Raw genomic sequence first — 19,719 nt, forward strand, 5'->3', positions numbered from 1 at the left:
ATCGAGGGCAGTGCCCGGCTCGGTGTGTGCAACATCCACGTAGGCCATCGCAATCGGGTAGCCCAGGCTCGGGGAGGGCTGGCCGGACGTGACTTCACCAACCACTACGCCGTCCTTGAGCACCGGGTAGTGCCCGCGGCCGGCGCGGCGGCCGAGGCCCTTCAGGCCCACCAGTTTGCGCTCGGAACCGGCCTCCTTGGCGGCCTCCAGTGCCGAGCGGCCCACGAAGTCGCCTTCCTTGCTTTTCAGCGCCACGACAGGACCCAGGCCGGCGTCGAACGGCGACCGTTCGAGCGAAAGCTCGTTGCCGTACAGCGGCATGCCGGCTTCGAGCCGGAGCGAATCGCGGGAGGCTAGGCCGCACGGAACGATGCCGAACTCAGCCCCCGCTTCGGCGATCGAAGCCCACAGGGGGGCGGCGCCGTCGTTCGGTACAAAGAGCTCGAAGCCGTCCTCACCGGTGTAGCCGGTGCGCGCCAGGATGACCTCGTGGCCGGCCACGGTGACCTCGTTGAACGCGTAGTACTTCAGGTCGGTGACCAGCGCGTGCTGGGACTCATCGGTCAGCTTGAGCAGGATGGCCTCGGCCTTGGGACCCTGGACCGCGACGAGGGACATCTCCGCGGAGACGTTCTCGACCTTCACATCGAAATTCCCGGCCCGCTCAGCCAGGGCAGCGGCGACGGTGGGTGCGTTGCCCGCGTTGGGGACCACCAGGTACTTCTCGTCGCCGAAACGGTAGGTGATGAGGTCATCGATGATGCCGCCGTCGGCGTTGCAGATCAGCGAGTATTTGGCTTTCCCGTCCGCGATTGCGGAGAGTTTGCCGACCAGGGCATAGTCCAGGAAGGCGCCGGCTTCGGGGCCGGTGACCCAGACCTCGCCCATGTGGGAGAGGTCGAACAGGCCGGCGGCGTTGCGCACGGCGTGGTGTTCGGCCAGTTCGGAGCTGTACTTCAGGGGCATCTGCCAGCCACCGAAGTCGGTGAAGGAGGCGCCGAGTTTCTTGTGCTCTTCGTAGAGCGCGGTGTAGTTCTCAGTCATGGCGGGGTCCTTAGTTTTCAAACTCGGAAAGCGGCGGGCAGGAGCAGATCAGGTTGCGGTCCCCGCCGGCGCCGTCGATGCGGCCCACGGGCGGGAAGTACTTGTCCTGCTTGAGGTGGTGTACCGGGAACACGGCCTGCTCACGGCTGTAGGTCCGCGTCCACTCTGAGGAGACGACGGCGGACGCGGTGTGGGGTGCGTTGCGCAGCGGGCTGTTCTCCACGGTGAAGTCACCGTCGGCCACCTGGTCGATTTCCTGCCGGATGGTGATCATCGCTTCAATGAACCGGTCGATCTCGGCCAGGTCCTCGGACTCGGTGGGCTCCACCATCAGCGTGCCGGCAACCGGGAACGCCAGCGTGGGGGCGTGGAAGCCGTAGTCGATGAGGCGCTTGGCCACGTCCTCGGCCGTGACGCCGGTCCGGGCAGTCAGGTCACGGAGGTCCAGGATGCACTCGTGCGCCACGAGGCCGCCCTCACCCGTGTACAGGACCGGGAAGTACTCGTTCAACCGTGCGGCGACGTAGTTGGCCGCGAGGAGCGCCGACTTTGTCGCCTCGGTCAGGCCTTCGCCGCCCATGAGCTTCACGTAGGCCCAGGAGATCGGCAGGACGCCGGCGGAACCGTAGTTGGACGCGGAGATGGCCACACCCTTTGACCCGCCGTGACCGTCGTCGTGGGCTGCCTTGTTGGCGTCCCCCGGCATGAACGGTGCCAGGTGGGCCTTGGCAGCGACCGGGCCGACGCCGGGTCCGCCGCCGCCGTGCGGGATGCAGAAGGTCTTGTGCAGGTTCAGGTGCGAAACGTCGCCGCCGAACTTGCCCGGCTGGGCCAGTCCCACCAGGGCGTTGAGGTTGGCGCCGTCCACGTAGACCTGGCCGCCGGCGGCGTGCACCGCGTCGCAGATTTCGGTGACGTCGGCGTCGTACACGCCATGGGTGGAGGGGTAGGTGATCATGATGGCCGAGAGGGCGTCCTTGTTGGCCTCGATCTTGGCGTTCAGGTCGGCATGGTCGATCGTGCCGTCCGATGCGGTGGCCACGACGACGACCTTCATGCCGGCGAGGACCGCGGAGGCGGCGTTGGTGCCGTGGGCCGAGGCCGGGATCAGGCAGACGTTGCGCTGGTCGTCACCGCGGGAGCGGTGGTAGCCGCGGATGGCCAGCAGGCCGGCGAGCTCGCCCTGGGATCCTGCGTTCGGCTGCAGCGACACCTGGTCGTAGCCGGTGATTTCGGCGAGGTCCGCTTCCAGCCCGCTGATGAGCTCGCGCCAGCCCTCGGTCTGGGAGTCCGGGGCGAACGGGTGGATGGAGGCGAATTCGGGCCAGGAGATGGCTTCCATCTCCGCGGTGGCGTTCAGCTTCATGGTGCACGAGCCCAGCGGGATCATGGTGCGGTCCAGTGCCAGGTCCCGGTCACTCAGCCTGCGGATATAGCGCAGCAGCTGGGTCTCGGAGCGGTGGGTGTTGAACACCGGGTGCTGCAGGTAATCGGAGGTGCGGAGCACCGATCCGGGCAGTTCAAAGCCCTTCGCGTCGGCAACCGGACCGGCACCGAAGGCGACGGCGATGGCTGAGAGGACCTCCGTCGTCGTGGTTTCATCAGCGGACACGCCGATGGTGTCGCCGTCGATGTGGCGCAGGTTGATGCCGCGTGCCTGGGCGGCGGCGATGACCTTGGCGGCCTTGCCCGGGACCCGGACCGTGACGGTGTCGAAGAAGGTATCGGCGACCAGTTCGCGGCCGGCGGCCTGAAGGGTGGCGGCCAGGGTGCGGGCGTTGTTGTGGACCTGTTCGGCGATTGCCTTGAGGCCGTCCGGGCCGTGGTAGACGGCGTAGAACGAGGACACGATGGCCAGCAGCGCCTGCGCGGTGCAGATGTTGGACGTCGCCTTCTCCCGGCGGATGTGCTGCTCGCGGGTCTGCAGCGCCAGGCGGTACGCCGGAACGCCGGCGGAGTCCTTGGACACACCGACCAGCCGGCCCGGCATGGACCGCTCCAGGCCCTTCTGCACGGCCATGTAGGCCGCGTGCGGGCCGCCGAAGAACAACGGAACACCGAAACGCTGCGTGGAGCCGACGGCGATGTCCGCGCCCTGCTCACCCGGCGGAACGATCAGGGTCAGGGCCAACAGATCGGCGGCGACGGTGACGAGCGCGCCGCGTTCCTTCGCCGCCGCGATCGCTTCAGCGTGGTCAAACACCCGGCCCGAAACACCGGGCTGCTGCAGCACGACGCCGTTGATGACGCCGTCGGGCAGGCCCTTGGACAGGTCGGCGACCTCGACCTCGAAGCCCAGCGCCTCGGCGCGGCCCTTGACGATGGCAATGGTCTGGGGCAGGCAGTCGGCATCCAGGACGGTCTTGCCGTCGTGGGCGGCCTTGTTCTTGTTGGCCCGGCGCATCATCAGCACGGCCTCGGCGACCGCCGTCGCTTCATCCAGCAGCGACGCGTTCGCGACCGGCAGGCCCACCAGGTCCTGGACCATGGTCTGGAAGTTCAGCAGCGCCTCCAGCCGGCCCTGCGAGATTTCCGGCTGGTACGGCGTGTAGGCGGTGTACCAGGCCGGGGCCTCGAGGATGTTCCGGCGGATCACCGGCGGCGTCACGGTGTCGTAGTAGCCCTGGCCGATCATCTGGACCGCGGTCTTGTTCTTCGAAGCCAGGCGGCGCAGCTCGGCGAGAACCTCGACCTCGCTGAGGGCGTCCTTCAGGAGCAGGGGGCTTGCCTGGCGGATGGAGTCCGGAACGGCGGTGTCGACGAGGCCGTCGACGCTGTCGTAGCCGACAAACTTAAGCATGGTGTCGACGTCGGACTGGCGGCGGGCGCCGATGTGCCGGTCTGCAAAGACGGTGGGTTTGGATTGGACGGTCATGAGGAACTCCATAATTCAGGTGGTGCAATAGCGCCACGATGATTCGGGTTCCTCCCCGCTCTGTCTTGGACCTGAGAGTTTCCGCATTGCCCGCTCTCGCAGGGCGCCGCTTGCACCGTCGGTGAGCCCGGTTTCCCGGACTGCTTTCCAGAGTTGCCTTGCCGCGGCGGTACGTGGGCCTGAGAGATTCCTGGGGAGGATTTGCTCCTACGGCGCCTGCTGAACGTACCGGCAGGACTCTCCCGCCGCAGATCATAAGCACGATCACTTGTGAGTGATCCGACTCACAATTTAGCCGTTATTCGGGCCACACGCAAACCGCCGCGTCAAAATCGCCGTAACCATTACGCTCGAATCGGCCCGCGGCAGGGCCCCTACGCGCCCAGCGGGGGGTGCGGGTACTCCTGCTCGCGCCGCTGGAACTGCAGCACATCCTTGTTGAGGATAACGCCGTCGCGGATTTCCACCGCCCGGCGGATGGTCTCATTTTCCGTCCACGCCCCGGGGCCGGAGATCACGGTCTCCAGGAACGGCAGCAGGGCCTCGCTGATCTCCCAGCTGGAGGAATCCCAGAGGTAGGAGGGGCTGTGGTCCACCGCGTAGTAGTCGATGTGGTCGCCCACCTGGAACATCGGCTCGGCGAAGGTGGTGTTTTTCGCCCAGCTGAAGCCCATGCCCTCATCGCAGGAAACGTCCACGATCAGGCTGCCGGGCCGGAAGGCGCCCAGGTCCTCGGCGCGCAGGTAGGTCAGCGGCGCGTTGGGATCCTGCAGGGTGCAGTTGACCACGACGTCGCTTTGGGCGAGGAAGGGCGCCAGCGGCACCCGCCCGCGTTCGGTGATGACCTCGCTGAGGAACGGCGCCTTGTCATCGTGGTCGAACTGGGCAATCCGCACCGAATGGATGGGCGAGGCCACCGCGGCCACACCCCGGCTGGTCAGGACCTGGACGTCGTGGATGCCGTGGGCGTTGAGGGCCGTGACGGCCCCGCGCGCCGTCGCGCCGAAACCGATGACGACGGCGCTGAGCCTCCGGCCATAGTCCCCGGTGGAGCCCTTGAGGGCCAGGGAATGCAGCACCGAGCAGTAGCCGGCCAGTTCGTTGTTCTTGTGGAAAACGTGCAGGCCGAAGCCGCCGTCGCTGGCCCAGTGGTTCATCGCCTCAAAGGCGATCAGCGTGAGCTTCTTGTCGATCGCCAGCTGGGTGATGGCCCGGTCCTGGACGCAGTGCGGCCAGCCCCAGAGGACCTGCCCGTCGCGGAGCTCGGCAAGGTCCTCGGGCTGCGGCTTGGGCAGGAGGACGACGTCGGCCTCCGCCAGCAGCTGCGCGCGCGGGGCGATGCGCCCCACCAGCGGTGCCAGATGGGCGTCCGAAACGCCGAACCGCTCGCCGTAGCCTTCTTCGAGGATCAGCTGCTGCCGGAGTTCCGGATCGATGCGCTCCAGGTGCAGGGGATGGATCGGGAGGCGACGCTCGTCAGGTTTCCGCGAGCCGGCAAGGACTCCCAGGGTGAGGCGGTCCGTCGAACCGGTCACTTCTTTTTGGGATTCGCCGGCTTGGCGGCGGTGGCCTTGTCCATGGAGCTGGGCGGCGCTGCAGTGGCCTTTTTGTCGGCGCGCTTTTCCTTGATGGACTTGCCGGATTTCTTGGATGCTGCTTGACGGGGGGATTTGTCAGCCATGATCGCTCCTGTAGCGGAACCGAAGAGGTTCCTGACTTCGAACGATACAGGTACCGGCCTAACGCGCCCCGGGGCAGTCAGGGGTAGTCATGGGCGCTGCGCGGTGCGTGGATTGGAGCGGCTGACGGGAATCGAACCCGCGTATCGAGCTTGGGAAGCTAGCGCTCTACCATTGAGCTACAGCCGCGTTGCCGCGCTTTCCAGCGCCGCGGAACCTAGCTTACAACAGCCGGGGGGCTTTGCCCGCCGCGGTACGGCGGTGAGCGCAGCCGGGTCAGCGCAGCCGGACCCGGCAGGGTCCCATAACGCTTCGGATAACTCTTCGGTAAAACCCGGCCGCGCGGCTGCCGGCGCCGGGCTTGCTGTTTATCCTGAAATGGCTAGCTGCAGTCTCGGGGGAACGGGCTACACCCACCAGCCATCGCCGAGCAAGGATTTCCGTGGCATTCGCAGAGTACGACGTCGTCATCGCGCGCGACGCGCTGAGCGTGTACAACTTCCTGCTGGACGGCCGGAATCTCCCGATCTGGCGTGAGGGGATCAGGAGCGTCGAGCTGGAATCGGGCACCGAAGGCGCGAAGGGCGCCGTCTACCGGCAGACCCGCACCGGCCCCGGCGGCCGGCCCGTCGCCGCAGATTTTGAGATCATCGAAGCGCGGCCGGGCGCCGAGATCCAGTACCGGGTCATCGTCGGCCCGGAACGGCCGCACGGCGGCTACTACCTGAGCACCGAGGGTCACAACACGCGCGTCCGCTTCGCGCTGGAATATGAGCCCAGGGGGCTCCTGGACCGGCTCACGAACGTCTTCGGCCGGCGGATGAGGGCTGAAGTCGGCCAGCTTGACCAGCTCAAGGCCGTGCTGGAAGACATGCCTGAAACGGAATAAGCGGCCGCCGCAGCGGCCACCGGCCAAGTGTCGGCGCGGACTCAGGGGCAGGGGCCCCGGACCTGTTCCCAACGGCCCCGTGCGTCCCGCCCCTGCGTCACGCCTGCGGCGGATGCGGTATTTTTGATCGTGTGCTGATCTCTGACCGCGACATTCGTGCCGAAATAGATTCCCAACGGATTGTTCTGGAGCCGTTCGACCCTGCCATGGTCCAGCCGTCGTCGGTGGATGTGCGGATCGACAAGTTCTTCCGGCTCTTCGACAACCACAAGTACGCCCACATCGATCCCTCGGAGGAACAGCCCGAGCTGACCCGCCTGGTCGAGGTCGACTCCGGTGAGCCGTTCATCCTGCACCCGGGGGAGTTCGTCCTGGGCTCCACCTATGAGACCGTCACCCTTCCCGATGACATCGCCGCCCGGCTCGAGGGCAAGTCCTCGCTGGGCCGCCTGGGCCTGCTGACACACTCGACGGCCGGTTTCATCGACCCCGGCTTCTCAGGCCACGTCACGCTCGAGTTGTCCAATATGGCCACGCTGCCGATCAAGCTGTGGCCGGGCATGAAGATCGGCCAGTTGTGCTTCTTCCGTCTCAGCTCGGCGGCCGAGTTTCCCTACGGCTCCGGTGAATACGGCAACCGTTACCAGGGCCAGCGCGGCCCGACGGCAAGCCGCAGCCACCTGAACTTCCACCGCACGGTGCTCTAGGACCTAAGATCGGGCCTGTCGAGCAGCTCGATCCGAACGCCGTCGGGGTCAGTCAGGAATGCGTTCCGGCCGATCCCGGACTTGGAGGGCGCCGACGGGGCAATGGACTCTACGCCTCGTTCGGCGAGCACCTCGAGGGCCTGATCCACGTCGTCGACGCGAAGCGCGAAGTGCGGGAAGCGATCGGTGTCCTCCCCCGTGCTACGGAGACCGAGGACGTCGTAGCCGAAGTTGTAGAAGGACCGGGTCGCCTTCGCGCCGGCCGTCGGCATGTCCTGAAGGGGCGCCATCCCGATGGTCTTGGCGAAGAACTCCTCGGCCTCGTCAAGGTCATCCACCCTGTAGGCGTAGTGGTCGAATCCCTGCACGAGTCCGCCGGCCGGCTCCGGGACGCGGAAATCGACGTCGCGTTCCAGCAACTCCAGGCGGCCACCATCCGGACGCCGCAGGAACGCCAGGGTGCCGTTGCCGGTGCCTGCTCTCTTCGGGGCCTCGTCTGCTGCGCAGCCGGCGTCGATCAGGCGCTGGTAGTCGCCCTCGAGGTCATCCGTCATGAACGCCAGATGGTCGATGCCGAATTGTGTTCCCTCCCGGGGCCGCGGGTTGAAAATGAGCTCGATCATGCCCCCCGCAAGCTGCAGATACACAACCTGCACCTGCGGACCTTCAATGGTGTGGTGGAAGACGATCTTGGTGTCCAGCTTCCGGTAGAAGTCCAGCGACGCTTCGATGTCCTGAACGAATATTCCGAAGTGATTGAGTTCGTAGATCATGCGATTGCTCTTTTCGTGGCGTGGTGGGAAATCAGTGGCTCTCCAGCGCTATCCGCTGGCCGCTTCCGCGGATTGATAGGCCGCGTAGATTACTTCGACGACGTCGCTGGGAAGTTCCAGGCCATCCGGCGGCGCGGTCCGGTTCAGGCGGCGCCGACCACCCGCGGCTTCGCGGGACGCAGCATCTTTACGAGCGGTTCGACAAAGCGGGCAGCCAGCGGACCCATGATGGCCATGATCAGCACGTAGGCGGTGGCCAGGGCTGCCAGCTGCGGCGGAACGACGCCGGAGGCGACGGCGAGGCCTGCGATGACGATTGAGAACTCGCCCCGGGCGATCAGCGCCGCCCCGGCGCGGAACCGGCCCGGCACGCCGATCCCCGCGCGTTTCGCCGCCCAGATTCCGGTGATCATCTTGGTGGCCGCCGTCACGACGGCCAGCAGCAGTGCCCAGCCGAGGACCGGCGGGATGGTCCGCGGATCAGTGTTAAGCCCGAAGACGACAAAGAAGATCGCCGCGAAGAGGTCCCGCAGCGGCTCGAGGATACGGGTGGCGCTGTGCGCCGTCGCACCGGAAATGGCGATCCCGAGCATGAAGGCGCCCACGGCCGCCGAGACCTGCATGGCGGCAGCCAGCCCGGCCACGAGCAGCGCAAGGCCCAGCAGGTTGAGCAGGAACACTTCGGAGTTTTCGCTGTGGACGGCCTTGGACACATGGTGGCCGTGGCGCAGGGCCACCAGCAGCACCAGGCTGACGACGGCGAGGGAAATCCCCACCGTCTGCAGGCCCACCAGGAAGCTGACTCCGGCCAGGGTGGCCGTCAGGATTGGCAGGTAGATGGCCATGGCCAGGTCCTCGAAAACCAGGATGGACAGGATCACCGGTGTTTCACGGTTGCCGATCCGGCCGAGGTCCGTGATCACCTTGGCCGCGATGCCGGAGGACGAAATATAGGTGACGCCGCCCATCACCATGGCGCCCACCACCCCCCAGCCCAGCATCACCGCCAGCCCGGCGCCGGGGAGGAAGTTCAGCACCAGGTCAAGGACGCCGGCCTGCCAGGACCGCCGCAGGCCCGTCACCAGCTCGGCAGCCGTATATTCCAAGCCGAGCATAAGCAGCAGGAGGATCACGCCGATCTCGCTGGAAAGATGTGCAAACTCGTGCATGCCTTCGAGTTTGACCAGTCCGCCCGCCCCGAAAAACAGCCCGCCCACGAGGTACAGCGGGATGGGGGACATCCCGATCCGTCCGGCCAATCTCGCCAGCATGCCGAGGCAGAAGACGACGGCCCCCAGCTCGATCAGGGTCAGTGCGAGCGGATCCATGCCGCTCAGCCGTTGCGCAGGATGCCGGCCGCCGTGTCCAGGCCTTCTTGCGTTCCCACGGCGACGAGGAGATCACCGGGGTGCAGGACGACGTCGGGTCCGGGCGAGGGGAGCACCTCACCTTCGCGCATAATGGCCACGATGGAGACGCCGCTGCGGGTACGGATGCAGGCATCTCCCATCGCCTTGTCATGGAAGGGGGATTCCGCGCCGATCGAAAACTGGCGGGTGACGATCCCCGGGACTTCCCGGTGCGCTTCCGAGAGCTGCATGGCCAGCCGCTGGCCGCCCAACAGGTTGCCCAGGGTCGCGGCTTCGTCGGCGGTCAGCGGGATGGATGCCTGGCAGGTGTCGGGATCGTCCCACGTCGAGACGATCAGTTCGGTCTGGCCTTCGCGGTATTCGACGACGCCGATCCGGCGCCCCGAGGCGGTCATGAAGTCCTTGCGCCGGCCCAGGCCTGGGAGGTCTACCTCGTCCACGTTCATGGCTCCAGCCTAGTCCGCCCGCCGGTGTTTCGGCGGCCTCAGGCTTCCTGCACGACGGCGATTTCCGTCTTTCCCGGAGGCCTGACAGGCAGGAATACCAGCAGCCCCGCCAGCAGCACCACCATGATGCCGAGGATGCCCCAGCGCTGGGCCTCGCCGGGAGCCACGAGCGGGGACGCGATGGTGATGCAGAGGGTGAAGAGTGCCGGGGCGAGGAAGCTCACGGCCCGGCCCGTGGTGGCGTAGAGGCCGAAGAGCTCCCCGGACTCGCCGTGCGGGGCGAGGCGCGCGAGGTAGGCGCGCGAGGAGGACTGGGCGGGCCCCACGAAGAGGCACAGGAACAGGCCGAAAATCCAGAACGTGGTGCTGCCGGACCAGTCCAGGCCGAAGAACACATAGCTGCCGTTGCCGAGGACCAGGATGACGGTGCCCGCGATCAGGAGCCCCACGAGGGAGCCGATGATGACCGCCTTCGGGCCGATCCTGTCATCCAGGAAGCCGCCGGCGATGGCCCCGGCCGCCGCCACGATGTTGCCGAAGATGGCGAAGAAGATGACGTCCTTGAGTTCGAAGCCGAAGGTGCCGGCGGCAATGATCCCGCCGAAAGTGAAGACGGCGGCCAGCCCGTCCCGGAAGACGGCGCTCGCGAGCAGGAAGAAGATGGTGTGCGGGCTCGTCCTGTAGATCGCCTTGATGCGGCGGATGAGCAGGCCGTAGGACGCGAGGAAGCCCAGGCCCGCGCCCGGCCCGGCTTTGGGGAGTTCGGGCACGGCGAACAGTACCGGCAGGGCGAAGACGAAGAACCAGAGGGCGGAGAAAACGGCCACGAGCCTGATGTTGAGGCTGTCCTGGGTGGACGAGCCGAACCAGTCGAAGCTGGGCTGGACGAACAGCTGGAGCACTATCAGCAGCGCCACGATGCCGCCGAGATACCCCATCCCCCAGCCGAAACCGCTCACCTTGCCGATGTTCCCGGGGGTGGAGACCTGCGCCAGCATGGCGTTGTAGTTCACGCCGGCGAATTCGAAGAAGACATTGCCCAGCGCAATCAGCGTCACGCCAAGCAGCAGGAATTCAGGCCGCGGGAAGACGAAGAAGCACAGGCCCGTCAGGAGCGCGACGGCGGCCGTGTTGACGCCCAGCCAGAGCCTGCGCCGTCCGCCCGTATCCGAGCGCTGGCCGGTGACAGGTGCCAGCAGGGCAATGGCTGCGCCGGCGATGGCCAGTGCGCTGCCCAGGACGGCCGAGGCCTGGTCCCCGCCGCCGAAGGACCCGGACGTCAGATAGACGGTGAAGACGAAGGTGGTCATGACGGCATTGAAGGCTGCAGAGCCCCAGTCCCAGGCGGCCCACGCCAGGACCCGCCCCTTGTGGGCGGCCTGGCTCCCGGATTCGAGGTCCGAGGACGGGCGGGTGGCCCCGGGGGCCGCGGCGGAGTTCATAGCCTGAATGGTAGCCGCCTCCGCCGGGAGTTCTTGCGTAAAGCATTTGTCAACGCTTGGTAAACTGTCCGTACCGAACCTAACGAATAACCGCCTGCTCCAACTTATTGACAATCGAAACCCTGACGTTGCGGAGATACCAGTGATCACAGTCCTTGCCGTGCACTTTGCGGTGGCCGCTGTGGCGCCTTTCCTCTTCCGGAAGTTCGGCAGGAATTCGTTCTACGCGCTCGCAGCGGTTCCCGCCGGCTCCTTCCTCTGGCTGCTCCTGCAGCAGGGGCAGGTCTATTCGGACGCCGGGTTTACGGAAGAGGTGCTGCCCTGGATCCCCGAGCTCAGGCTTGAGCTCGCCTTCCGGATGGATGCCCTGGCCTGGGTCATGTCGCTGCTGGTCCTCGGGGTGGGTGCGCTGGTGCTCGTATACTGCGCCCGGTACTTCAAGGACCAGGATGACTACCTGGGCGGATTCGGCGCCCAGCTGCTCGCCTTCGCCGGGGTGATGTTCGGGCTGGTCACCGCGGACGACCTGCTCCTGCTGTTCATCTTCTGGGAACTGACCACCGTGCTGTCCTACCTGCTGATCGGCTACGCCCGCACCAGGCTGGCCGCCCGCCGCTCGGCGCTCCAGGCGCTCATGGTGACCACCGCCGGCGGGCTGGCCATGCTCGTGGGCCTGATCATGCTGGGCTTCAGCGCCGGGACCTACCGGATCTCGGCCATCCTGGCGCAGGCCCCCCAGCTGGCCACCGGACCGGCCGGGGCGGCCGTCGGCGCCGCCGTCGTCCTCATCCTGATCGGTGCCGTCACCAAGTCGGCCCTGGTCCCGTTCCATTTCTGGCTGCCCGGCGCCATGGCGGCCCCCACACCGGTGAGCGCCTACCTGCACGCCGCCGCCATGGTGAAGGCGGGCATCTACCTCGTGGCGCGGCTCGCCCCAGGGTTCGCGGACACGGCGTTCTGGCTGCCCCTGGTCCTGGGCCTGGGCCTGGCCACCATGCTGGTGGGCGGATACCGGGCGCTCCGGCAGACGGATATCAAGCTCATCCTGGCCTACGGCACCGTCAGCCAGCTGGGCTTCCTGACCATGGTGGTAGGACTCGGCACGCCCGACGCGGCGCTCGCCGGGCTCGCCCTGCTCCTGGCTCACGGGCTCTTCAAGGCCGCCCTCTTCCTTGTGGTGGGCATCATCGACCACCAGGCCGGCACCCGCGACATCCGTAAACTTTCCGGCGTCTACGGCTCCGCCCGGGCACTGGCCGTGGTGGCAGCCATTGGTGCGGCTTCGATGGCGGGAGTCCCCCCGCTGGCCGGGTTCGTGGCGAAGGAGTCCGTCTTCGAGGCTTTCGTCCACTATGGAACCGGCTCGCCGGCAGGCCTGCTGATCCTGGCCGGGCTGGTCCTGGGCTCCATCCTGACCTTCGCGTACAGCGCCCGCTTCATGTGGGGCGCCTTCGCGGTGAAACCCGGCGTCGAGGCCACCCCGTTCAAGCCGATCAAGCCGGCGTTCCTCGCCGCCCCCGCCCTCCTGAGCCTCCTGACGGTTGTCTACGGGCTGTGGCCGAGCGCAGTGGACGGCTGGATCCAGCCGTACGCGGCGCTCTTCGCCGGCACGGACCCCGCCGGCGGATCCGCGGCCGGCGCCGCCGGTCATCTCTCCCTGTGGCACGGCTTCACCCCGGCGCTCGGATTGACCGCCCTGACCTTTGCGCTCGGACTGGCGATGTTCTACGGGCGCGACGCCGTTTCCCGGCTGCAGGGCCTGGTCCCCGGCTGGATCGACGGGGACCGCGCCTACCAGCAGACCATCGGCGCGCTCGACGACGCGGCGGTCTGGGTGACCGGCCGGACCCAGCGGGGTTCGCTGTTCTTCTACCTCTCCGTCATCCTCACCGTGGCCACCGTGCTCCCGCTCACGGCGCTGGTCCTCGCCGACAGGCCGCTTCCCCAGGGCCTGTACTTCATCGACCCGAATTCCCCGCTGCAGCTCGTGGCAGGCGCCGGGATCGTGATCTCTGCGGTGGCCGCCGTGCGTGCCAACAAGCGCTTCCTGGCCGTGCTGATGGTCTCCGTGAGCGGCTACGGCATCGCCCTGATGTTCTCCCTGCAGGGCGCCCCGGACCTCGCGCTGACCCAGATGCTGGTCGAGACCATCATCCTGGTGGCGTTTGTCCTCGCCATGCGCAGCCTCCCCGCCGGGCTGCGGGACCGCACCGGCGGAAAATACCGGGTCATCCGGGTCATCATCGGCGCGGCCTTCGGGGTCACCATGGTCTTCGTGGCGATCCACGCCCTCGGGGCCCGCGTGGCGCTGCCGGTCTCGCTCGAGTTCCCGAAACTCGCGTACGAGGGCGGCGGGGGCCTGAACGTCGTCAACGTCACCCTGGTGGATATCCGCGCCTGGGACACCTTCGGCGAGATCTCCGTGCTGGCCCTGGCCGCGACAGGTGTTGCCAGCCTGATTTTCGTCCGCGGCCGCGGAGACCGCCTCCAGGCGTCCTCGACAGTGGCCGAAGGGACGGTGGGCCGCTGGAGAGGTGCCCGGGGCAACACCCGCGCCGACGCCGCGCTGGCCATGAGCCGCCGGTTCGCCGCCGCCAGCCGCGACGCCTGGCTGGTGGCCGGGCGGACCATGGCACCGGAACGCCGCTCGATCATTTTCGAGGTGGTCACCCGGCTGATCTTCCACTCCGTGATCGTCTTCTCCGTCTATCTGCTCCTGGCCGGGCACAACCTGCCCGGCGGAGGCTTTTCCGGGGGACTGACCGCCGGCCTGGCGCTGACGATCCGGTACCTCGCGGGCGGCCGCTTCGAGCTGCGCGAGGCCACCCCCGTCCGGGCCGGCACCCTGCTGGGGATCGGCCTCGCCACGGCGGCGGCGTCAGGGGTGGTGCCGCTGCTGCTGGGCGGCCAGGTGTTCCAGAGCGCCATCGTCGAGCTGTGGCTGCCCGTCTTCGGCGACATCAAGTTCGTCACCTCGACGATCTTTGACATCGGCGTGTACCTGGTCGTCGTCGGCCTGGTCGTGGATGTGCTCCGCAGCCTGGGCGCGGAGATCGACGAGCACTTCGAGGAACACCCTGCGGAGCCGTACGCGGAACAGGAAACCGGCGGCATTCCCGCCGAAACCACGGCAAAGGGGAAAGCATGAGCGTCAACCTGACCCTGCTGACGGTCATGGGAGCCCTGTACGCGTGCGGCATCTACCTGATCCTGGAGCGCAGCCTCACCCGCGTCCTGCTGGGCCTGATGATGCTGGCAAACGCCACCAACCTGCTGATCCTGGCCACCGGCGGCTACGCCGGGCTGGCGCCGATCTTCAACAGGGACACGGACCCGCGGGACTACAACGATCCGCTGCCGCAGGCCCTGATCCTGACGTCGATCGTGATCTCCTTCGCCGTCACGGCGTTCATGCTGGGGATCATCTACCGCACCTGGGTGCTGGGCCGCCAGGATGAAATCCAGGACGACGCCGAGGACCGCCGGGTGGCCGGGACGCCCAGCTTCGACGCGGAGGACGACTCCATAGTTCCGGTGGAAACCTCGGAGTTCCCGCTGGCCATGGACGCCGCCGCCGGCACCAGCACCGCCGGCGTGCTGGCGGGCGGCCGCCTGATCCCGGCCGAGGCCGCCGCGGCGGAAGAACGGCCCGGTTCGCAGAACCTGACCCAACACCCGGAAGGAGGCGGAGCGTGAACATCGCCAGTCTTGCCCCGCTCGCCGTCGTACTTCCCGTCCTGGGCGCCGCCCTGACCTTCCTGCTGATCCGGTACTCGCGGGCCCAGCGGGCGGTCAGCATCGGTCTGCTGTCCCTGACCCTGCTGCTGGAATGCTGGCTGCTCGCCTCCGTCTGGGAGGGCGGCACCGCGGCGGTGAACATCGGCGGCTGGCTTCCCCCGTGGGGCATTGTGCTGGTGGTGGACCAGTTCTCCTCGCTGATGCTGGTGGTGTCCTCCGCCGTGAGCCTCGCCGTGCTGATCTACGCCGCCGGCCAGGGCATGGCCGACGGCGACCGGGACGCGCCGGTCTCAATCTTCTACCCCACCTACCTGATCCTCGTGGCCGGGGTGTCCAACGCCTTCCTGTCCGGGGACCTGTTCAACCTCTATGTGGGGTTTGAGATCCTCCTGACCGCCAGCTACGTGCTGATGACCCTGGGCGGGACGGGCCCGCGGATCCGCGCCGGCGTGACCTACGTGGTGGTCTCGGTGGTGTCCTCGGTGCTGTTCCTGATCGCAATCGCCATGGTCTATGGCGCCACCGGAACCATCAACATGGCGGATCTCGCGATCAAGCTGGCGGGCCTGGACCAGGGCACGCAGACCCTGCTGCACGTCATGCTGCTCGTCGCCTTCGGCATCAAGGCCGCCGTGTTCCCGCTGTCCTTCTGGCTCCCGGACTCCTACCCGACCGCGCCCGCGCCCGTCACGGCCGTGTTCGCCGGCCTGCTGACCAAGGTGGGCGTCTATGCGATGGTGCGCACCGAGACGCTGCTCTTCCCGGGGGACACGCTCAACACCCCGCTGATGATTGCGGCGTTGCTGACCATGGTGGTGGGGATCCTCGGCGCCCTGGCGCAGAGTGACATCAAGCGGCTCCTGTCCTTCACGCTGGTCAGCCATATCGGCTACATGGTGTTCGGCCTGGCCATGTCCACGGCCGCCGGGCTGGGCGCCGCCGTCTTCTACGTGGCGCACCACATCACCATCCAGACCAGCCTGTTCCTGGTGACGGGGCTGATTGAGCGCCGGGGCGGCAGTTCCTCGGTGGACCGGGTGGCCGGGCTGGCCAAGCTCTCGCCGCTGCTGGCGGTGCTGTTCTTCGTCCCCGCCATGAACCTGGCCGGCATCCCCCCGTTCTCCGGGTTCCTGGGCAAGCTCGGGCTGCTGCAGGCCGGCGTCCAGCTGGGCACCCCGCTGGCCTACGCCCTGGTGATCGGGGGAGTGCTGACGAGCCTGCTGACCCTGCTGGCCGTGGCGAGGGTCTGGAACCGCGCGTTCTGGCGCAAGCCCGCGGACGCGGAGCATCCCGATCCGGTGCTGCTCGCGGCCCCGGAGGATTCGGCCACCGGGGACCGTGCGGGCAGGACGAACGTGACCTTGCTGCCGCGGACCATGGTGGGTTCCACCCTGGGGCTGGTGCTGCTGGGCGTGGGGCTGACGGTCTTCGCCGGACCGCTGTTCAAGGTGGCCGACCAGTCGGCCCGGGAGATGCTGGACCGGTCATCCTATATCCAGGCAGTGCTCGGCGAGGAGGCGCGGGTGCCGGCGATCGCCCAGCCCGGGCCCGGCCAGGACCCCGGCGGCGTCCCGGGCGTTCCGCCGGGCAGTCAGCAGCGGGGCGGCGGGAAATGAGCCGGCGGCGCGTCTCGCTGCGGCAGGAACTGCCGCTGCTCATCTGGCTGCTGTTCGTCTGGGACGCCCTGTGGCAGGACTTCAGCCCGGGGAACCTGCTCTTCGGCGCCCTCATCGCCGTGGTGGTGGCCAGGCTGTTCTACCTGCCACCGGTGGAGCTCGGCGGCCGCTTCAACGTGCTCCGCGCCATCCCGTTTGCCGCGACCTTCCTGGCCAAGGTCGTGGCAGCGAGCTTCCAGATCCTGTACCTGGCCGTGGCCAAGGGCCCCAGGGTGATCAGCGCCGTCGTCGCCGTCCCGCTGCGGAGCCATTCCGATCTCCTGGTGACCGCCACCGGGCACGTGATCTCACTGATTCCGGGCTCGCTCGTGGTGGAGGTGGACAGGTCCACGTCCACGCTCTACATCCACGGCATCAATGTCCGCAACCCCGAGGACGCCGCGAGGCTCCGCAAGGACGTCCGGGACACCGAGGCCAGACTCATCCGCATCATGGGGACCAGGGACGAACTTTCCGCACTGAACCAGGAGGCGGCCGCATGATGCAGCTTGTCCTGACCGTGACCGCCGTCGTGCTGTCCCTGGCCGCGGCCGGGGCGATCATCCGGATCGGAAGGGGACCGTCCCTGCTGGACCGGGTGCTCGCCGCGGATGTGCTGCTGGCCATCTTCGGGGCGGCGCTGTGCATCGACATGGCCGTCAACCGCCACCTGAACAACCTGATGCTGCTGGTGGCGATCTCGATCATCGGGTTCGTCGGCTCCGTCACGGTGGCACGGTTCGTCGCGGACCGGCGGGGGAACGTCCATGAATCCTGAGCCGCTCTCCGCCGACGCCGTGATCGACGCCGTCTCGGCGGTCTTCATGGTGCTTGGCGCCCTGATGTCGCTCGCCGCGGCCATCGGGCTGCTGCGCTTTCCCGACCTCATGAGCAGGATGCACGCCGCCACCAAGCCCCAGGTGCTGGGCCTGTTCCTGCTGCTCGCCGCGGTGGGGCTGCAGCTGCGCACCTGGTGGGTGTGGCCCGTGCTGGCGGTGGCCTGGATTTTCCAGCTGCTCACGGTGCCGGTGTCCGCCCACATGGTGGGCCGGGCCGGGTACCGCACCAAGCACCTGCACCGGGAGCTGCTGAGCACCGACGAGCTGGAGGCCGTGGTGCAGCAGGCGGCCGGCAGGCACGGTTTCGACGACGACGGCGGGCCGGCCGAACGCTGAACAGTCCGGCGGCCGAGGTTGTCCGGTGATTGAGCTTGTCGAAATCCGAGTTACAACCGCCGGGTCTCGACAAGCTCGACCAACAGCGTCGCCTAGACCAGGTCCCGGGTTTTGGCGAAGCGCGTGATCGCGCGCTGGGTGCCGCGGTTGGCGAGGACCTGGATGATGGCGCTGACCGAGGCGGAGATCAGCGCGAAGGTCAGGGCGGAGCGCAGGGTGGTGGGGATGTCGTCGTCGTGGCCCTTGGGGGGCTTGTTGCCGGTGGACTTCTCCCAGACCGCGTCCACGAGCTTGGTCCCGGCGAATCCGGCGAGGAGGCTGATGCCGGTGCCGAGCAGTTTGATCATGATGTTCATTCTTCGGACTCCTTGCGGGAGGGAACAGGGCTGCCCCTAGCCTAGCGTCCCGGCCCGGCCGAGGATTTCGGACAGGGCCTCCACCACCAGCTCATGGTCAGCCTTCTGGGGCAGGCCCGAGACCGCGACAGTGGCAACCGCCCCGGTGCCCCGCACATAGATGGGGAAGGCGCCGCCGTGGGCGGCGTACGTTTTCTGGTCGAACCAGGCGTTGTCCTCGATCCTTCCGCCCGTGGCCCGTGCCCGGAGGCCCACCAGCAGCGACGGGACCTCGTACCGGACGGCGGTGCGCTGCTTGGCCCGGATCCAGAGTTCGTTGTCGGGAGTGGCGCCCTCCAGCGCCGCGTGGAAGAGCACCTGCTCGCCCTTGCTGATGTCGATGGCGATGGGCAGCGAGCGTTGCCTGCCGAAATCGACCAGGAGGAGTCCGAGGTCCAGGGCGTCGTCCTTGCTGAACGACTGGAACTGCAGCTCGTCCATTTCGGCCAGGATGCGCCCGATGAGCGCCGCCAGGGATCCCTCCGGCTGCGGTCCGGTGGAGTCCGGGTCATAGGCCCGGTCATCGGCCGGGTCCTGGCCGGGGAAGGGGCTGGTGGGGCTGGTGTGTGCGTCAAGTGATTCAGCTTCCGGTCAGTGAGCCGTGGCCAGTCAGCGCGGGGAAACGCGGGCTGACGGGTGTAAACTGAGCAATGCCCATAAGGGTGATTTTAATACGACATGATTTTAATACGACAGGGGAGCGCCGCCGTCGGGCATCACTGGAGGAATCCAGGGAAACCACCGGTGGGCGCTGAGAGTGCGGACAGCCGCAGACCCTCGAACCTGATCCGGTTAGTACCGGCGCAAGGGAGTCGAGTTCTCAGAGGGCCCGGGGCGGCGGCAAAAGCCGCGGCCCGCCGGAGCCGGCTCCCCTCCTGTTCCTCAGGAGGACGACATGACTGATATTTCTGCACGGAAGACGCTCACCCGGTCCGGCTACAACTGGCGTGTGGTGGACATTGTGGTGGCCGCACTGATCGCGGTTGCCGGCGGCGTGATTTTCTGGGCCTGGTCCCAGGGCGCCAACCTGATTTCCGCACCCGTCAATGCGATTTACCCGCCGCTGACCGGACTCTACGCCGGCGGCTGGCTGATCCCGGCGGTGCTGGGCATGCTGATCATCCGCAAGCCGGGCGCGGCGCTGTTCTGCGAAACGGTGGCGGCCACCGGCGAGCTGATCATGGGCTCGCAGTACGGCACCACGGTGCTGATTTCCGGCGTGCTCCAGGGTCTCGGTGCCGAACTGGTGTTCGCCGCAATCCTGTACAAGAAGTTCAACCTTCCCGTGTCCCTGCTGGCCGGCGCCGGCGCGGGACTCTTCGGTGCCCTCAACGACTCCTTCCTGCCATGGGGCTGGAACATCGCCTACGCCGCCGGGGACAAGCTCGCGTACATCCTGTTCATGGCCATCTCCGGTGCCATCATCGCCGGCGCGCTGTCCTGGCTGGCCACGCGCGGCCTGGCCAGGACCGGGGTGCTGAGTGCCTTCGCCTCCCGCAGGGCCGCCACGGAACCCGTCTTTTCCTGACGG

At 67.5% G+C, this 19,719-nt stretch carries 19 protein-coding genes, 1 tRNA gene and 3 riboswitches; of the genes, 9 read left to right on the top strand and 11 right to left on the bottom strand.

Annotation, left to right across the window (positions count from 1 at the left end; genetic code table 11):
• The 5 genes from gcvT to J9611_RS13560 all read right to left on the bottom strand — a co-directional run.
• The coding region (gene gcvT / locus J9611_RS13540; RefSeq protein ID WP_211880876.1) for a glycine cleavage system aminomethyltransferase GcvT at window positions 1–1,044 on the bottom strand (1,044 nt) is incomplete at its 3' end.
• A 10-nt stretch (window positions 1,045–1,054) separates the two neighbouring features.
• Window positions 1,055–3,919 carry an aminomethyl-transferring glycine dehydrogenase gene (gene gcvP, locus J9611_RS13545; RefSeq protein WP_211880877.1) on the bottom strand — a complete coding sequence of 955 codons (2,865 nt, stop codon included), beginning with the start codon at window positions 3,917–3,919 and terminating at the stop codon, window positions 1,055–1,057.
• Window positions 3,920–3,969: 50 nt separating this feature from the next.
• Window positions 3,970–4,075, bottom strand: a riboswitch (glycine riboswitch).
• A 1-nt stretch (window position 4,076) separates the two neighbouring features.
• A riboswitch (glycine riboswitch) is annotated at window positions 4,077–4,174 on the bottom strand.
• A 119-nt stretch (window positions 4,175–4,293) separates the two neighbouring features.
• A complete protein-coding gene (locus J9611_RS13550; RefSeq protein ID WP_211880879.1) occupies window positions 4,294–5,454 on the bottom strand; it encodes a N(5)-(carboxyethyl)ornithine synthase in 1,161 nt (386 codons plus the stop codon).
• Window positions 5,451–5,600, bottom strand: a complete 150-nt coding sequence (locus tag J9611_RS13555; RefSeq protein ID WP_211880880.1) for a hypothetical protein — start codon at window positions 5,598–5,600, stop codon at window positions 5,451–5,453. Before J9611_RS13555 ends, J9611_RS13550 begins: the two co-directional genes overlap by 4 nt.
• Window positions 5,601–5,713: 113 nt before the next feature.
• A tRNA-Gly gene (locus J9611_RS13560) sits at window positions 5,714–5,787 on the bottom strand.
• 253 nt (window positions 5,788–6,040) lie between these two features.
• On the opposite strand from J9611_RS13560, the gene J9611_RS13565 reads away from it, so the two are divergent.
• Window positions 6,041–6,487 (top strand): SRPBCC family protein, encoded by a 447-nt coding sequence (locus tag J9611_RS13565; RefSeq protein ID WP_211880881.1) that lies wholly within the window; start codon window positions 6,041–6,043, stop codon window positions 6,485–6,487.
• Window positions 6,488–6,618: 131 nt separating this feature from the next.
• Window positions 6,619–7,194 (top strand): dCTP deaminase, encoded by a 576-nt coding sequence (dcd, locus tag J9611_RS13570; protein WP_211880882.1) that lies wholly within the window; start codon window positions 6,619–6,621, stop codon window positions 7,192–7,194.
• On the opposite strand, the gene J9611_RS13575 is transcribed toward dcd, so the two are convergent.
• The 4 genes from J9611_RS13575 to J9611_RS13590 form a co-directional block, all read right to left on the bottom strand.
• Window positions 7,191–7,967 carry a VOC family protein gene (locus J9611_RS13575; RefSeq protein WP_211880883.1) on the bottom strand — a complete coding sequence of 259 codons (777 nt, stop codon included), beginning with the start codon at window positions 7,965–7,967 and terminating at the stop codon, window positions 7,191–7,193. The two genes, dcd and J9611_RS13575, sit on opposite strands and share 4 nt — an antisense overlap.
• Window positions 7,968–8,110: 143 nt before the next feature.
• Entirely contained in the window at window positions 8,111–9,295 is a 1,185-nt protein-coding gene (locus J9611_RS13580) for a cation:proton antiporter (protein ID WP_211880884.1), read from the bottom strand.
• 5 nt (window positions 9,296–9,300) lie between these two features.
• Entirely contained in the window at window positions 9,301–9,783 is a 483-nt protein-coding gene (locus J9611_RS13585; protein WP_211880885.1) for a cation:proton antiporter regulatory subunit, read from the bottom strand.
• Between the two features lie 38 nt (window positions 9,784–9,821).
• A complete protein-coding gene (locus J9611_RS13590) occupies window positions 9,822–11,225 on the bottom strand; it encodes an MFS transporter (protein ID WP_211880886.1) in 1,404 nt (467 codons plus the stop codon).
• Window positions 11,226–11,367: 142 nt separating this feature from the next.
• Between J9611_RS13590 and J9611_RS13595 the strand changes: the two genes are divergently transcribed.
• From J9611_RS13595 to mnhG, 6 genes are read left to right on the top strand one after another with little or no spacing between them, the layout of a single operon-like run.
• Complete coding sequence (locus J9611_RS13595; protein ID WP_211880887.1) at window positions 11,368–14,373, top strand: Na+/H+ antiporter subunit A; 3,006 nt, start codon at window positions 11,368–11,370, stop codon at window positions 14,371–14,373.
• Entirely contained in the window at window positions 14,370–14,921 is a 552-nt protein-coding gene (locus J9611_RS13600) for a Na(+)/H(+) antiporter subunit C (protein WP_211880888.1), read from the top strand. Before J9611_RS13595 ends, J9611_RS13600 begins: the two co-directional genes overlap by 4 nt.
• Window positions 14,918–16,579, top strand: coding sequence for a Na+/H+ antiporter subunit D (locus J9611_RS13605; RefSeq protein WP_211880889.1), 1,662 nt, complete (start codon window positions 14,918–14,920; stop codon window positions 16,577–16,579). The genes J9611_RS13600 and J9611_RS13605 overlap by 4 nt, the downstream gene beginning before the upstream one ends.
• Window positions 16,576–17,121 carry a Na+/H+ antiporter subunit E gene (locus J9611_RS13610; protein WP_211880891.1) on the top strand — a complete coding sequence of 182 codons (546 nt, stop codon included), beginning with the start codon at window positions 16,576–16,578 and terminating at the stop codon, window positions 17,119–17,121. The genes J9611_RS13605 and J9611_RS13610 overlap by 4 nt, the downstream gene beginning before the upstream one ends.
• Window positions 17,118–17,396, top strand: coding sequence for an MrpF/PhaF family protein (locus J9611_RS13615; protein ID WP_211880892.1), 279 nt, complete (start codon window positions 17,118–17,120; stop codon window positions 17,394–17,396). Before J9611_RS13610 ends, J9611_RS13615 begins: the two co-directional genes overlap by 4 nt.
• Window positions 17,386–17,793, top strand: a complete 408-nt coding sequence (gene mnhG, locus J9611_RS13620; protein WP_211880893.1) for a monovalent cation/H(+) antiporter subunit G — start codon at window positions 17,386–17,388, stop codon at window positions 17,791–17,793. The genes J9611_RS13615 and mnhG overlap by 11 nt, the downstream gene beginning before the upstream one ends.
• A gap of 92 nt (window positions 17,794–17,885) precedes the next feature.
• Here mnhG and J9611_RS13625 read toward each other — a convergent pair whose 3' ends face one another.
• Entirely contained in the window at window positions 17,886–18,149 is a 264-nt protein-coding gene (locus J9611_RS13625) for a DUF4235 domain-containing protein (RefSeq protein WP_211880895.1), read from the bottom strand.
• Window positions 18,150–18,185: 36 nt separating this feature from the next.
• Window positions 18,186–18,629, bottom strand: a complete 444-nt coding sequence (locus J9611_RS13630; RefSeq protein ID WP_246527799.1) for a heme-degrading domain-containing protein — start codon at window positions 18,627–18,629, stop codon at window positions 18,186–18,188.
• Window positions 18,630–18,872: 243 nt separating this feature from the next.
• Window positions 18,873–19,016: riboswitch (TPP riboswitch) on the top strand.
• Between the two features lie 67 nt (window positions 19,017–19,083).
• On the opposite strand from J9611_RS13630, the gene J9611_RS13635 reads away from it, so the two are divergent.
• Window positions 19,084–19,716 (top strand): ECF transporter S component, encoded by a 633-nt coding sequence (locus tag J9611_RS13635; RefSeq protein WP_211880896.1) that lies wholly within the window; start codon window positions 19,084–19,086, stop codon window positions 19,714–19,716.
• Window positions 19,717–19,719: the final 3 nt, after the last annotated feature.

Origin of the sequence: Pseudarthrobacter albicanus (genome assembly GCF_018224015.1) — a bacterium.
In the GTDB taxonomy this organism is placed as follows: domain Bacteria; phylum Actinomycetota; class Actinomycetes; order Actinomycetales; family Micrococcaceae; genus Arthrobacter; species Arthrobacter albicanus.

Excerpts from the sequence above, each read along its gene's own strand:
- gcvP (WP_211880877.1), bottom strand. The coding sequence starts at position 3,919 with ATGACCGTCCAATCCAAACCCACCGTCTTTGCAGACCGGCACATCGGC.
- J9611_RS13555 (WP_211880880.1), bottom strand. The coding sequence starts at position 5,600 with ATGGCTGACAAATCCCCCCGTCAAGCAGCATCCAAGAAATCCGGCAAG.
- J9611_RS13575 (WP_211880883.1), bottom strand. The coding sequence starts at position 7,967 with ATGATCTACGAACTCAATCACTTCGGAATATTCGTTCAGGACATCGAA.
- J9611_RS13580 (WP_211880884.1), bottom strand. The coding sequence starts at position 9,295 with ATGGATCCGCTCGCACTGACCCTGATCGAGCTGGGGGCCGTCGTCTTC.
- J9611_RS13585 (WP_211880885.1), bottom strand. The coding sequence starts at position 9,783 with ATGAACGTGGACGAGGTAGACCTCCCAGGCCTGGGCCGGCGCAAGGAC.
- J9611_RS13590 (WP_211880886.1), bottom strand. The coding sequence starts at position 11,225 with ATGAACTCCGCCGCGGCCCCCGGGGCCACCCGCCCGTCCTCGGACCTC.
- J9611_RS13600 (WP_211880888.1), top strand. The coding sequence starts at position 14,370 with ATGAGCGTCAACCTGACCCTGCTGACGGTCATGGGAGCCCTGTACGCG.
- J9611_RS13610 (WP_211880891.1), top strand. The coding sequence starts at position 16,576 with ATGAGCCGGCGGCGCGTCTCGCTGCGGCAGGAACTGCCGCTGCTCATC.
- J9611_RS13615 (WP_211880892.1), top strand. The coding sequence starts at position 17,118 with ATGATGCAGCTTGTCCTGACCGTGACCGCCGTCGTGCTGTCCCTGGCC.
- mnhG (WP_211880893.1), top strand. The coding sequence starts at position 17,386 with ATGAATCCTGAGCCGCTCTCCGCCGACGCCGTGATCGACGCCGTCTCG.
- J9611_RS13625 (WP_211880895.1), bottom strand. The coding sequence starts at position 18,149 with ATGAACATCATGATCAAACTGCTCGGCACCGGCATCAGCCTCCTCGCC.
- J9611_RS13630 (WP_246527799.1), bottom strand. The coding sequence starts at position 18,629 with ATGGACGAGCTGCAGTTCCAGTCGTTCAGCAAGGACGACGCCCTGGAC.
- J9611_RS13635 (WP_211880896.1), top strand. The coding sequence starts at position 19,084 with ATGACTGATATTTCTGCACGGAAGACGCTCACCCGGTCCGGCTACAAC.